This is a genomic window from uncultured Photobacterium sp. (genome assembly GCF_947502415.1).
Classification (GTDB): domain Bacteria; phylum Pseudomonadota; class Gammaproteobacteria; order Enterobacterales; family Vibrionaceae; genus Photobacterium.
Genome location: NZ_CANMZV010000009.1, coordinates 158234 through 172471 on the forward strand (window position 1 = coordinate 158234; position 14238 = coordinate 172471).

Genomic DNA, 14238 nt, shown 5'->3' on the forward strand with positions numbered 1-14238 from the left:
CAACTTCCCTTACATAATTGCCTGTAGGATAAAAGGTAAATGACAAATTCGCATTAAATTTATGAGTAAAAACGCTAAAAAGGTTAGTGGTTGGAGGTGTTGATTACCAATTTACCATCCAATTTGCCGTTTTTTACATCAATTCGAACATCCAGCGCATAATACGGCTATTGCATCGAACTCCTACAAAAAGACATATGATTTACTGGTTTGACAATCAGTATAGCCGCCACTCTGTTTTCTCGACGGCAGACAAAAAAATGCCACGCAATTGCGTGGCACATGGGATACACCAGGTTTATTGTTCGTCATAGAGCTTACGCTCTTAGGCGGCCTTTCCCGGTTGCAAGCCACCATTTTTAAACTGAGCAGCGACAAAGTGATCAACCTGAATCGCTTTCACCCTTAGCTGGTCAGCATTGTGCATTTTTTCGACTTCCGCTTCTGTGACGACGCCCGCACTCAACGCAATTTGTAGCTTATCTGTTAACGAAACTTTGCGTGGGATCTCACCAGACTTAATAGCCTTGGCCAGCTTACGTTCAATTCCTTTCACATCATGCATCGCAACAAAGGCACGTTCCATTATCGCAACCGGGTCGGATTCCTTATCACCAATGTAACAAAGGTGAGTCAAACGCTCACGGTGGGCTCCCGGTGTCATCAGCAACTCAGCAACCGCAACAGTCACTTCATCTTTCGGAGCCTTGTAACGAATACCCAGCGGGAACAATAAGGTACGAAGCAAACGACCAACGCCTCTGCGCGGGAAGTTACTCAGCACTTCATTAAACGCTACCCCACACTGGTGCAGGCAGTGCTGTAACGCATAATGAACCATAGGCAAATCTTGCTGTTGCCGTCCTTCGTCCTCATAACGCTTCAAGGTCGCTGAAGCCAAGTACAAGTGGCTGAGAACATCCCCCAGTCGGGCCGACACAAGCTCCCTGCGTTTCAGTTCACCACCGAGGCTGAGCATTGCAAAATCGGCGGCAACAGCTAGTGCCTTACTCATACGGGACAAATGGCGATAATAAGCTGCCGTTTCACCACTAACCGGTGAGTGATTGAAGCTCGATCCACTAAAAGCATTAAGCATCGATTTCGCCACATTACCCACAGCAAAACTGATATGTTTTGCCAACAATGAATCGAAATTTTTTGCTCCCTGCTCACTATCAGGATCAGCTGCCGCCTCCATTTCACTAAGAACAAATGGATGGCATCGTGTTGCCCCCTGACCAAAGATCATCAGGTTGCGGGTTAATATATTAGCCCCTTCCACCGTGATAGCTACAGGCATTCCAAAGTAGTGGTGACCAAGATAATTCATCGGCCCCAGCTGAATAGCACGGCCAGCATGAACATCCATGGCATCGTTCAGGATGGTTCTAGCCATTTCGGTCATATGATACTTAGCAATCGCCGTAACGATACCTGGCTTTTCTTTCATATCCAGCGAAGTGGTTGTCAGGGTGCGGGCAGCCTCCAGCATATAGGTATAACCGCCGATCCGCCCCATGGCTTGGGCTACCCCCTCAAAATTACCAATCGACATGCCAAACTGCTTACGGACGTAAGAGTAAGCCCCTGTGGTACGAGCAGTCAGGTGACCAACAGCAGTCCCCAGAGCCGGTAACGAAATACCTCGTCCGGCCGACAAACACTCCACCAGCATACGCCAGCCTCGACCAACAAATTCCTGCCCGCCGATAACCCAATCCAGAGGAATAAAGACATCCTCGCCACGGGTTGGACCGTTCATAAAGGCCAGATTTAAAGGGTCATGGCGCTCGCCAATCTCAACTCCCGGATGATCAGTCGGGATCAGAGCACAAGTGATACCGATATCTTTCTTATCACCCAGCAGACCATCAGGATCCTGAAGCTTGAAAGCCAGTCCCAATACTGTCGCCACCGGCGCCAAGGTTATATAACGCTTGTTCCAGCTGACACGAATACCCAGTACTTCTTCGCCTTGGTGCTCACCATAACAAATGACGCCCAAATCCGGAATCCCACCAGCGTCTGAGCCTGCTTCAGGTCCAGTCAATGCAAAGCACGGAATATCCTCACCATGGGCAAGACGTGGTAACCAGTAATCTTTCTGTTCCTGGGTACCGTAATGAGTCAGCAGCTCACCTGGGCCTAATGAGTTCGGTACCATAACGGATACAGCAGCACTCAGACTCCGTGTCGCAATGCGCGTCACAATAGTAGAGTTAGCATGAGCGGAAAAATTCAAGCCACCGTATTTTTTGCCAATAATTAATGAGAAGAACTTTTCCTTTCTCAGATATTCCCAAACTTCAGGAGGCAAATCCTTTTGTTCCTGAACAATCTGGTAGTCATCCAACATGGCAAGCAAAGTTTCAAGCTTAGTATCAATGAAAGTCTGCTCTTCATCATTGAGCTTAGGTTTTGGGTAGTTCAACAAGGTGTTCCAGTTTGGTGAGCCACTGAACAACTGCCCATCCCACCATACACTTCCCGCTTCCATTGCCTCACGCTCGGTATCAGATAAGGGCGGCAGTACTTTCTTGAACATCTTAAACGCGGGATCACTGAGGTAGCGTTTTCGCAAATCAATTAACGTGCTCATGTTTCAGGTCCTTTTGTCTCATTCATCGTTATTGGTATTACATTGCTTATCGTGTTCCTGTCGATTCTTCATGCACCAGCGAAAGTGCCTGCTCTATAGGAGCAGCAACTCCAGCGGCTAAATAAGGTACCAGGCGCTCAATCAAATCTTCCGTGGTAACTTTGCGCGCAAAGTCATTTTCGGCAATTTCACACAGCGCAGTTGACGAAGCCATTGTGAATACCGATGCGCCTAACGTGAAATGCAGTCGCCAAAATAGGGTTTCAGGATCAAGAGATGGGTTGGCGCGGCAGACAGCGGTCGTAAATAGTTTTAGTACATCATCGTAGCGGGTATAAATAAACCAGCGCAAATGTCCCTGCACATCGGTATAACCTCTACCGATCAAAGACATAAAAATAGTCGCTCCACTAGAACGATATTGATTCAGGCCAAGCAGTGGACTCTTCACACAGCTGAAAACATCCTCCATCGAAAAATCATCGCGGCTAAGTAACACTTCCAGCTCTGATTTCAATGCAGGCATGAACTCTTCCAGATAGCGGCCAAGTACCGCCCGGACTAATGTTTTCTTGTCACCATAATGGTAATTAACCGAAGCAAGGTTAACACCTGCCTTGCTGGTAATGGTTCGCAACGAGGTATCCTTAAAGCCGTGCTCGGCAAACAGCAGCTCCGCTGCATCAAGGATTCGGCCTTTCGTCTCTCCCTTTCCCGCCATTTTCATTCACCTGTATTAAACACATGTTTAAACTTTACATCCCATTAATATTTTTAACAAGCTGCAAATAAACTCCAATCGAGCGTTTTGCATAGCTTAATGAGATGAATAGATAAAGATGTGATACTGATCGAATATCAAGGGTGTTTTTTTAATTTCAACGAATTAGCACAGCGCGTGATAACATATTGATAAATATACGAGTATGTTATCTTACGATAAAAAATAGCGCAGAAAAATTCACTGTGAAATCAAAGTTCAGAAAAAATAATACGAAAAATGAAATTTACCGGGAACAAACAAACTGATCGCACGGTCATATATAGTGCCACTGCTTTTTCTTAGAAGACATTCTTCAGAGCCCGTCACACATTGGAGATGGGCTTCTTTATTTCAGCCTGAACCAGAAAAAACAGTATACCATCCCCATTATCACCTCTAGCTCTCGTTATACCAAACGGAACAATAAGCTGATCCAACATCGTAAAAAAAGCAAACACTACCTATACGCATTTTCTAATGACTGATACAAGGCATCCGGCAGAGACATCCATTCTTGAATGGTTGAAGATAAAATAGTTTTGAAATAAAATTTCAAAAATCAACCACATAAAAAAGTATCATTTTTTTTATGGGTTAAGGGGAACAAAACCTAAAAGCTCGAGTCATATATAAAGACATTACGATTAAAGACGCATCATTATTTGTTAGCTGGCCGCGAAACAAACCTTCTATCCTTTAATCTGATATGCCACTGCTGCTAAACTCCTAATTGTGTAAATAGAGCCTTTGCCCGCTGAATTACAGCGGGCTTTTTTTATTCGCAATCTCGACATTTATCCAGCTCACAATATCAGATAGTAAATAGCAATAGTACTGACATAACATTATCCATTGAATAGTAAGAGTTTTTAAAATAAACCAGAAAAAACACTATTAGTTATGAACCTTTTACTATCATCGCAGTCTTATATAGTAACATTCACATTAATGGAGATTTCTGGAAATCATCTTCATTAATCGACAATGCCACTGCTGCTAAACTCCTAATTGTGTTTAACCCGCTGAGCATTCAGCGGGATTTTTTTGTCGCTAATTTAACGAATAGCTAAATAGCAAACAATCACAACAATGAGCGCTCATTTATTTTAAATTACACTTCTGTGAGATATTCATAGTGCTTTTTGCTTATTCCGCCAAACTATAATCAGTCTATATACAACAAAACTCATTTATGAAACAAACCAATCAAAAATCAGAAAAATAAAATGACACTTTTTTAAATTATTATTGAACCAATCTAAATCACTGAAGTCTCAATATACAAGATTGATGTTATCCGCTTCATTGCAAGCTACTCTCAAGCGAATAACTTTAATTGCCACTGCTGCTTTAACTCCTTATTGTAAATGGAATTGTTGCGCTGAGCCTTTCTCAGCGCTTTTTTTTTTGCACGGTATACAACTAATTAAACTCAATTAATGGCAGCTATCTCCGGTTCCACGCTCATCAGATCAGGATACTTCATCGCCATCGCCAACACTTCACATGTATGGCTTGCATCTACCACTTTTCCCCCGCTACCCGATACCGAAGAAAATTCAGGTACTGGCAATTTCGCCCACAAAGCCATCGCTGTGTAATAACTCTCCCGAGAAGGGTGGCTTCGCGCCGCTAAATGCAGAACCTGTTGTGAAGGCCAGTTCGCTACAATCTGGCTTATTGCACAAAGGCAGTCATCCAGATGCACCAAATTCACAGGATCAGAACCATTTGCCAACGACGAGCGCCCAGCTAAATAGCGTACCGGGTGTCGTCCAGGGCCAAATAGCCCGGCAAGTCGTAAAACAACTAACTCCCGGCCCCATTCCTGCGCCAACCATTGTTCTAACTGCAAATGAGCATGACCGGAAGCGGTATCAGGTACTGGCACGGTCTCTTCATTTGCAACCCCGGTGACGCTACCGTATACCGATGTCGTACTAATAAAAATCACCTTCCTGCAACCGTATTTCTTCGCCACATAAGAGAGACTTTTTATCTTGGCAATAAAGGCCTGATCGGCTCCCTCTCCTCGACCTGGCGGTACATTAATTATCAAAATATCAGCTGTCAGGAATTCTTCGAGATCACTATCCACCTCATTAAGTTCAACAGGTAAGGTCAACGCAACACCATGAATACCGTATTCCTTTAAATGAGAAACCTTCAGCGGATTCTGTTTACTGCCAAAAACAAAATGTCCTTGCTGCACCAATTTTTTTGCTAACGGAAAACCAAGCCAACCGCAACCGCATATACTAACTTTCATTTTTATACCCTCCTTATCAATGCAACAAATGACATAAAGTAACCACATCTAATTTATTTTAATCTGTAAATTAATTCCTTTCATTTGAAAATAAACAACAATAAAAAGGCATTATTTTGCTTACATCTACCACTTAGCTAAAAAATATTTTCAGAACTGAAAGGAAAAATTCGATCCCTGTCAAACTATAATAAAAAGTAAAAGCCAGATTCATGGAATTGCTAGGAGCAAATCCATGAAAAGTAGTATAGTTTCATCAAATTGGCTTCGTGTAATCATGAAGGCCTCTAATGAAATTCAGTAACGAAGCGCGGTAATCGCCATGAATACCCTAGAGAAAATTCAGAAAAATTTAGATAACTTCAGCAAGTCTGAACGAAAAGTCGCTGAAGTGATCATCGCATCGCCTCAAACAGCGATTCATTCCAGTATTGCAACACTGGCCAAAATGGCTGATGTTAGTGAACCAACGGTTAACCGTTTTTGCCGTCGCCTTGATACCAAAGGCTTTCCGGATTTTAAACTGCACCTAGCGCAGAGCCTTGCAAACGGAACACCTTACGTTAATCGCAACGTCGAAGAAGATGATGGCCCAGACGCATACACGGCAAAAATATTTGAATCAACAATGGCATGTTTGGATGTTGCAAAAAATAGCTTGGATCCAATGCAGGTCAACCGTGCCGTTGACTTACTGACCCAAGCTAAGAAAATTTCTTTCTTCGGCCTGGGAGCTTCGGCTTCTGTTGCCCACGATGCACAAAACAAATTCTTCCGCTTCAATATCCCTATTGTTTGTTTTGATGACATTGTCATGCAGCGCATGAGCGTAATCAATTGTACTGACGGCGACGTCGTTGTCATGATTTCACATACCGGTCGCACCAAGAGCCTGGTTGAAGTTGCTCGCATGGCCCGTGATAATGGCGCAACTGTTATTGGTATTACCGCCAAAGATTCACCGCTTGACCGTGAGTGTTCACTATCAATTTGTCTGGATGTACCAGAAGACACCGACATCTATATGCCAATGGCAAGCCGTGTTGTACAAATGACGGTTATTGACGTTCTGGCAACAGGCTTCACACTTCGTCGTGGCGCAGGTTTTCGCGAAAACCTAAAACGCGTAAAAGAGTCCCTGAAAGATTCGCGTTTTTCCAAAGAAGGCATGATGTAACCTCAGCAATTCTTTCCACAATTCAACCTCAAAAGCATGAACATCCGTTCATGCTTTTTATTCCGCCTCGATCCTTGCTTACAGCCCCCCAATTCAGCGACCAGAGCACTACAATTATTCCAGACCACGACTGGTTTTTTACTTGATGTTATCTAGCATTAACCATAACAGCTTAATACACAATGAAAATGCATATCACTCCGCTATCAATGATACCTTGGTGTGTTTCATACACCTGCTTCATTGATAGCTTCTGTATGAGGCGAAAATTGTAGTAAATTTTCACCGTAAAAGGTTCCAGTTTCTGTTAGACAACCTCGCAACACTGTCTGACACCAGATAAAAACGGAGTTTCCCCATGTCAGAAAGGCTAAGACGTACCAAAATCGTGACAACCCTAGGCCCGGCAACGGATCGCGACAATAACCTGGAAAAAATAATCGCCGCCGGAGCCAACGTGGTTCGTATGAACTTCTCCCATGGCAGTCCGGAAGATCACATCAAGCGAACCAATACCGTACGGGAAATTGCCGCAAAACTTGGCAAACACGTAGCTATTCTGGGTGATCTTCAAGGCCCTAAAATTCGGGTATCAACATTTAAAGATGACAAGGTTCAACTGGCGATCGGGGACAAGTTCACGCTGGACAGCGAACTGCCCAAGGACGAAGGCGACCAACATGCCGTTGGCCTTGACTACAAAGAACTGCCAAAAGATGTTATCCCCGGCGATATCCTGCTGTTAGACGACGGTCGCGTTCAGCTAAAAGTCACTTCAGTGGAAGAAAATAAAGTTCACACTGAAGTAACCGTTGGCGGCCCACTATCCAATAACAAAGGCATCAATAAAAAAGGGGGCGGCCTATCCGCTGAAGCCCTGACCGATAAAGACAAAGCCGACATCATTACAGCTGCCTCCATGAAAGTTGACTATTTAGCCGTCTCTTTCCCGCGTAACGGTGAAGACATGAAATATGCCCGTCGGCTGGCAACAGATGCAGGACTGGACGCTCGGTTGGTTGCCAAGGTCGAACGCGCCGAAGCCGTCGCCACAACAGACGCTATGGATGACATTATCATGGCATCCGATGCGGTGATGGTTGCCCGAGGTGACCTGGGGGTCGAAATTGGTGATCCAGAACTGGTTGGCGTGCAGAAAAAACTGATCCGCCGGGCACGTAGCCTGAACCGCACAGTTATCACCGCAACCCAAATGATGGAATCGATGATCACTAGCCCAATGCCCACCCGAGCCGAAGTCATGGACGTTGCCAACGCTGTATTGGATGGAACCGATGCAGTTATGCTGTCAGCTGAAACCGCTGCGGGGCAATACCCGGAAGAAACCGTTAAGGCAATGGCCAGTGTCTGTCTTGGTGCCGAGAAAGAACCAAGTATCAATATTTCCACTCACCGCCTTGATAAGACCTTTATGTCGACAGAAGAAACCATCGCCATGTCGACCATGTATGCTGCTAACCATATGGATGGCGTCAAGGCGATGATCGCGATGACAGAATCTGGCCGCACGCCGCTAATGATGTCGAGAATTTCCTCCGGGCTCCCTATCTTTTCCCTATCACGCAATGAAAGCACACTCAACCGTGCAGCGTTATACCGTGGTGTGACCCCGGTCTTTTTCGATCGTGACAGCGATACCGGACTCGCTGCCGCCAGACACGCAATTGCGGTACTGAAAGAACAGAGCTTTCTGGTCGTAGGTGATTTAGTCATTATCACCCAAGGTGACGAAATGGATATTGTCGGTTCAACCAACAATATGCGGATCCTGACAGTAGAATAAACATAACGAGAAGCGAGATTTCTGACCATCACCACAATGAAGGTCTGAACTCTCGCTTCATAAATTTATAGTTTCATAATTTATAATTTCGGCTGAGCCCAATGAGGATTAATCCGCGCGGTCAGAATATGATCCTCCCAACAACCATTTATCAATAAATAGTCTTTTGCGACGCCTTCCTTCTCAAAGCTGGCAGCACTAAGCACCGCTGCACTGCGCTGATTCCTTGGCATGTAAGCCGCCATCACGCGATGGAATTGTTGCTCATCAAACATCCATTCAACTGCAGCATTCAGTGCACGTCGCATCATCCCTTTCCCTTGGCAACGTTCATCTAAGGAATAACCAACATGGCAAGCATAAAATGGATGCCGCACTAAGTTACTAAAATTAATCACACCGCATATTTCATTCGAACCTTGTTTTACAATCACAAAGTAATAAGCCAACTTATGCTTATGTAACTCTGCAAGCTGATGTAAACGCTTTTCCCAGCCAGCTTCCGTAAAAAATGCCTCATCACGCAATGGCTCCCAAGGTTGTAGATAAGCCTTGTTACGCTGGTAATATGTAGCAATCTGTTGAACATCCTTAACGGTAATTAACCGAACTTTAAAGTCATCAACCACGATAGCCGGAGAGCGATTAATAATTGAATGAAACAACAGCACCTAACCTTTCAAATTTAAAACCCTAAGACAACTCCCACACAGGATACCTTAACCCTATTCGTAAACTAATGACAGGTATAACGTTTTACAGAGTAAATACCCTGTTGTATGACTTTTTCTGAACTATGATTGGAACTATAAAAGCTACAGCCTAGTATGAATCCTCAACAGGATAGTAATGATCATGTACTACGATTGCCTCGATACAATATTAGGGAACATCTTTTTACTTGCCGATCACCAAGGGCTCCGGCAGCTTACAATAGGAAGTGATGGATTCTGTCCCAACACGAACTGGGAGCACAACCCTCAGTTTATGAGTGAATACATCCACCAGCTCCAGCAATATCTTGAGGGGCAGCGTAAAACATTCACCATTCCCCTGGCTCCCCAAGGCAGTAAGTTTCAACAACAAGTATGGCAAGCAATCACTGACATTCCCTATGGCTCAACCTCTACATACCAGCAAATAGCCAAAGCAATTCACCTTCCTAATGTCATTCAGGCTATCGGTATGGCCAAGAACGTTAACCCAATCCCCATTATTATCCCTAGCCATCGGGTACAAAGCGAAAACAACCAGCTAATTAGCAGTCGTTACGGAAAACAATTTGTTTTGCTGCTCCGGGCGCTGGAATCAGGTGAAATTATTTTGCACCAAACGGAAAAAGACTCGGCCTAAAAAATCACTGCGGCCAAAATTGAGGTGGCAACAAAAAAGGAGGCTAAGCCTCCTTTTTTGTATCAACGTCTAGCGCTTGTTTATGCCATATTCTCGCAGCTTATTCGCCACTGCGGTATGGGAGACCCCAAGGCGCTTAGCCAGTTTCCGGGTCGATGGGTAACTGCGATAAAGGCTATTCAAAATACCAAACTCATAACGCTTCATAATTTCATCCAGCGAACCATCAAGGGTCTCTTCGCTGATAATACCGGCTGACTCATTTTCAGGTAACTGCACATCATCTACCGTCACTTCTGAGCCCTCCACCTGGGTCATTGTCCGGAACAAGACATTTCGTAACTGCCTGATATTCCCTGGCCATGCATACTGGCTGAGGTATTGAGCAAGCTCTTCTGATATCACAGGTTTTGGCTGTTGCAGCTCCTGGGCAAACTGAGCCAGAAACAGCTCAGCTAACGGAACAATATCAGCCGTTCGTTCACGCAACGGTGGCACAACCAATGCCAATACATTGAGGCGATAATACAAATCTTCACGAAACTCCCCGGCGGCCACCAGATCAGGCAATTTCTTCTGGGTCGAGCAGATCACCCTGACATTGACTTTCATCTCTTGCTCTTCACCGACACGACGGAATGTTCCATCCTGCAGGAAACGAAGTAGCTTAATTTGCAAATGGGCGGACATCTCACCAATTTCATAAAGGAAGACGGTACCACCGTCAGCCTGCTCGAAAATCCCCTTCTTGCCCGACTCGGTTGCCGTACCGGCAAGACCGAACAACTCAGTTTCAGCTGCGTTATCCGGCATTGATACGCAATTAACTAGCAAAAACGGGTTATCTCGTCTTAATGAACGCTGATGACAAGCCCGAGCCAACATTTCCTTACCGGTGCCAGTTTCACCCTGGATCAACAGAGGCGCATCTAAAAGTGCGAGCTTTTTCGCCTGTGCCAGCATGTGCTTAAAGCGCGACGATTGTCCAACTAAGTGTTCAAACCCGTTGTCTCCGCTAAATTTTCGCATCGCAACTGGCATTTTTGCTTCAGACAGTGACTTAAGCAAAATCATTGCACTAGCGAGCACCTGCGTTTGACTTTCATCAGCGACATAAACCGGCATGACTTCCATCATGTAGTCCAAACCAGCTATGACCACCATTTCGCTGCGCTTGGCCGCTTCTTCTTTTTCCAGCCAACGATGGAAATTAAAGCCAAGCAGTGTCTGAATACTCTCGCCGACAATATCACCACGGGACTTACCCATCAGCGATTCAGCTGAATCGTTAGCTAAATCAACCTTACCTTGCAAATTGATAGAAAAGAACGGATCAGGCAACGTTTCCAACAGCGCCTTCAACTCTTTATGCTCACGTTCGCTCGGCATGAACTGAATTTTCCGAACATCCGTTACGCCATCAAGCTGGCGGATCTGCGACATAAGCTGACTAAACTGCTCAAACTCTATTTCAGGGCAGTTGAGATAAATGATCCCAATACGGTCAATTTCAATACCACGCAAATCAATTTGCTGACTGGTCAGAATATCTAGCAACTCACGGGTCATACCAAGTCGGTCTTCACAAAAGACTTGAAGCCTCATAACACACGCCTTCTCATTTTCTTTTCTTACAAGGTGTCAGGAATTGTTGACACAAAAGAAGTTTGCGCCCGGACTGTTTGCGAGTCAAGTCACTGTTGATAGACGATGAGAGGTTCAACACGCTGCAAAAAACGATTTGGCTATTTGACAATCAATTATAAGGACTTGTCTTTCAAGATATTGCAGAAACCGCGAAAATAATTGCGGCTCCTACAGAATAATCAGATATTAAACGTCTTTCTGCTGGCGAGTCAGACGCAGCACAAGATCTTTGCGGATTTCACTCAGCTTCGGTTGCTGCTCCGATTGCCATGGCAGCGGACGCATCAGGCTGATTGCCTTAAGCCCTAACCGCCCGGTCAGCAAACCAACACCAACGCCCTGAGCAACGCGGGTCGACATTCTACCGGCCAGATCCATAGACAGCATATCCATGCCGGTATCGGCTATCATCTCTGTAGCTCCAGCCACGGCCATATTCGCCAGTACCAACTTCACTAACTTAATACGTGACCAATAACCCAATTCAACACCGTATACTGCTGAAACCTGCTCGATAAAACGAAAATTACGCCAGGCCACCAACAACATATCCGCCACAGCCAAGGGGCTGACTGCCACCATGACCGCCGCTTCGCTTGCATACTTGGTAACCAGGCGACGTGCCAGTTTATCTTGGTGGCTCAACACCATCTGATCATAAAGCTCAAGGACTTCCCGATCGTTATGGGTTGCAGCCAATGACTGCAACCAGCGATCGTACTCGGCATGGTCATCCCGAATAACACTCTGTTTAGCAAGCTTCATACAAAATGCCTTGCCCTGCCCGATACCGTCGGCATTGAGTAGCTGCTGTGCCTGATCACGCTCCGATTGACGCTGCTTCAAGCGACTCAGCTTAACCAATTCACGGCCTAATGCCGTAATACCTGTTGCCGCTACAGCTGCCACAATGGTGCTCCATCCAAGTGCAAGCCAATCCGCACTTTGATAAGCCGTAAGAACATAATCTAATGTCTGCCAGCCGGTCATCACAGCTCCGGCAACAAGCAATCCTTTGAACCAGCGACTACTGCGCTTAGGTTTGCTGGCCAACGTTTTCACCAGCTGCTCTTCGACATCCGGCTCAGGCATCGTTTCAGGTAGAAACGAATTGTCCTCCGCAAACTGCTGCTGCGCAGTAAGATCCGGCTCTGACTGCGAAGACTGCTGTTCCGGTTCATCAAATAATATTTTGCTCTTATACGGTTGGTTCATCGCAGTTTATCTCCCAACAAGTAGTCCAGTACTTTATCCATGCGGATATGAGGCAAAGGCTCATCACTTTGGAGTTCAAGCGGACGAAAATTGACAAAATCAAAACCATGTCCCTGCCAAAATGAATCGTTCGGCAAACGACGAGGCACTTCACCGGGAAATAATGTCTGCGCCTGACCTGATAGTGTATCTCCGCGCAATGCCGGCATTTGCTGCCCCTGATAGGAAACAAAACCCGGCTCGGTAGCCTGAATTGATGACAAGCTGATACAGTCCATTTTGATCCCCTCAAAAGATGCAGTCTGCCAGGCATCATTAACAATCTGCTGAAGCAGGCTAACTAAATTAGGATGCTGCTCCGGTGTCACATGGTCAGCCTTGGTGGCGGCAAACAGCACCTTATCAATCCGCGGCGACAACAAACGGCGTAGCAGTGAACTTCGGCCATACTTAAAACTCTGCATCAATTGATCCAAGGCTTGGCGCATATCGTTAAATGATTCCGGCCCGGCGTTCAATGGCTGCAAGCAATCGACAAGAATGATTTGGCGGTCAAATTTGGAAAAATGCTCACGGTAAAATGCCTTCACCACATGTTGCTGGTAATATTTATAGCGGCTTTTCAGCATACCAAAGTTACTGTGTTCGTCAGCCTGCTGAAGCTGCGACTCTGAATATTTCCCGGCCCAGACAAATGGGAAAAACTGCAGTACCGGCGCCCCCGCAAGCTCACCCGGTAGTACAAAACGCCCCGGCTGTACCCAATGCAAGCCACCCTCAGCCTTACATTTATACAAATAGTCAGTAAATGCTGCCGACAATTGTTCAATCTGTTTTTCATCCGCTGGAGCAAGCGGGTCTAGCCCATCGGCCATGACCATCCAATCCCGCGCTAACTCTTCACGCTTGCCTTTAAGCAATTTCTTCTGCTGCTGAGACCAGCTCAGGTAATCCATCTCCAACAACGGAAGATCCAGCAGCCATTCACCCGGATAATCAACGATATCCAAATACAGGGTCGCCGTATCCTGCAACAGTTTCATCGCACCCTTTTGTGGTTTATAACGCAGTGCCAGCCGGGTCTGACTCACATCACGGGTCGGCTCGGGCCAAGAAGGAGGCAAAGATAGTAGCGAGTTCATACCTTCGTCATAGCCAAACTTGGGCACATGCATATCAAGCTGCGGAACCCGCTTAGCACCAAGCAAATGCCCATCGCGTACGGCAGAAAATAACGGTAATCGCGGATTGGTACTCACATGAAGCAACTGATTAACTAGTGAGGTAATAAAAGCCGTTTTGCCCGCTCGCGACAACCCGGTAACGGCAAGACGTACATGGCGATCCAGGCTGCGGTTGACTATTTTATTTAACTCGTTACCAATTCGATTCATACTGCTTCCTAACT

General features: G+C 45.7%; 10 protein-coding genes. 3 read left to right on the forward strand and 7 right to left on the reverse strand.

What is annotated here, in order from left to right; genetic code table 11:
* Nucleotides 1-325: 325 nt before the first annotated feature.
* The 3 genes from Q0852_RS11850 to Q0852_RS11860 all read right to left on the reverse strand — a co-directional run bounded on the left by Q0852_RS11850 (nt 326) and on the right by Q0852_RS11860 (nt 5634).
* Nucleotides 326-2602, reverse strand: coding sequence for an acyl-CoA dehydrogenase (locus Q0852_RS11850; protein ID WP_299018231.1), 2277 nt, complete (start codon nt 2600-2602; stop codon nt 326-328).
* Nucleotides 2603-2648: 46 nt separating this feature from the next.
* Nucleotides 2649-3323 carry a TetR/AcrR family transcriptional regulator gene (locus Q0852_RS11855; RefSeq protein ID WP_299018232.1) on the reverse strand — a complete coding sequence of 225 codons (675 nt, stop codon included), beginning with the start codon at nt 3321-3323 and terminating at the stop codon, nt 2649-2651.
* 1474 nt (nt 3324-4797) lie between these two features.
* On the reverse strand, nt 4798-5634 hold the full coding sequence (locus Q0852_RS11860; protein WP_299018233.1) for an NAD-dependent epimerase/dehydratase family protein: 837 nt from the start codon (nt 5632-5634) through the stop codon (nt 4798-4800).
* Between the two features lie 322 nt (nt 5635-5956).
* On the opposite strand from Q0852_RS11860, the gene Q0852_RS11865 reads away from it, so the two are divergent.
* Together Q0852_RS11865 and pyk are read left to right on the forward strand one after the other, a co-directional pair.
* Nucleotides 5957-6811: a MurR/RpiR family transcriptional regulator gene (locus Q0852_RS11865; RefSeq protein ID WP_299018234.1), complete on the forward strand. Its 855-nt coding sequence runs from the start codon at nt 5957-5959 to the stop codon at nt 6809-6811.
* A gap of 358 nt (nt 6812-7169) precedes the next feature.
* Nucleotides 7170-8615: a pyruvate kinase gene (pyk, locus tag Q0852_RS11870; RefSeq protein WP_299018235.1), complete on the forward strand. Its 1446-nt coding sequence runs from the start codon at nt 7170-7172 to the stop codon at nt 8613-8615.
* A gap of 80 nt (nt 8616-8695) precedes the next feature.
* On the opposite strand, the gene rimJ is transcribed toward pyk, so the two are convergent.
* Nucleotides 8696-9280, reverse strand: a complete 585-nt coding sequence (rimJ, locus tag Q0852_RS11875) for a ribosomal protein S5-alanine N-acetyltransferase (RefSeq protein ID WP_299018236.1) — start codon at nt 9278-9280, stop codon at nt 8696-8698.
* 184 nt (nt 9281-9464) lie between these two features.
* On the opposite strand from rimJ, the gene Q0852_RS11880 reads away from it, so the two are divergent.
* Nucleotides 9465-9968 carry a methylated-DNA--[protein]-cysteine S-methyltransferase gene (locus tag Q0852_RS11880; RefSeq protein ID WP_299018237.1) on the forward strand — a complete coding sequence of 168 codons (504 nt, stop codon included), beginning with the start codon at nt 9465-9467 and terminating at the stop codon, nt 9966-9968.
* Nucleotides 9969-10037: 69 nt separating this feature from the next.
* Here Q0852_RS11880 and tyrR read toward each other — a convergent pair whose 3' ends face one another.
* The 3 genes from tyrR to Q0852_RS11895 form a co-directional block, all read right to left on the reverse strand.
* Nucleotides 10038-11573 carry a transcriptional regulator TyrR gene (gene tyrR / locus Q0852_RS11885; RefSeq protein ID WP_299018238.1) on the reverse strand — a complete coding sequence of 512 codons (1536 nt, stop codon included), beginning with the start codon at nt 11571-11573 and terminating at the stop codon, nt 10038-10040.
* Between the two features lie 228 nt (nt 11574-11801).
* Nucleotides 11802-12830 (reverse strand): YcjF family protein, encoded by a 1029-nt coding sequence (locus Q0852_RS11890; RefSeq protein ID WP_299018239.1) that lies wholly within the window; start codon nt 12828-12830, stop codon nt 11802-11804.
* On the reverse strand, nt 12827-14224 hold the full coding sequence (locus Q0852_RS11895) for a YcjX family protein (RefSeq protein WP_299018240.1): 1398 nt from the start codon (nt 14222-14224) through the stop codon (nt 12827-12829). The genes Q0852_RS11890 and Q0852_RS11895 overlap by 4 nt, the downstream gene beginning before the upstream one ends.
* Between the last annotated feature and the right edge of the window lie 14 nt (nt 14225-14238).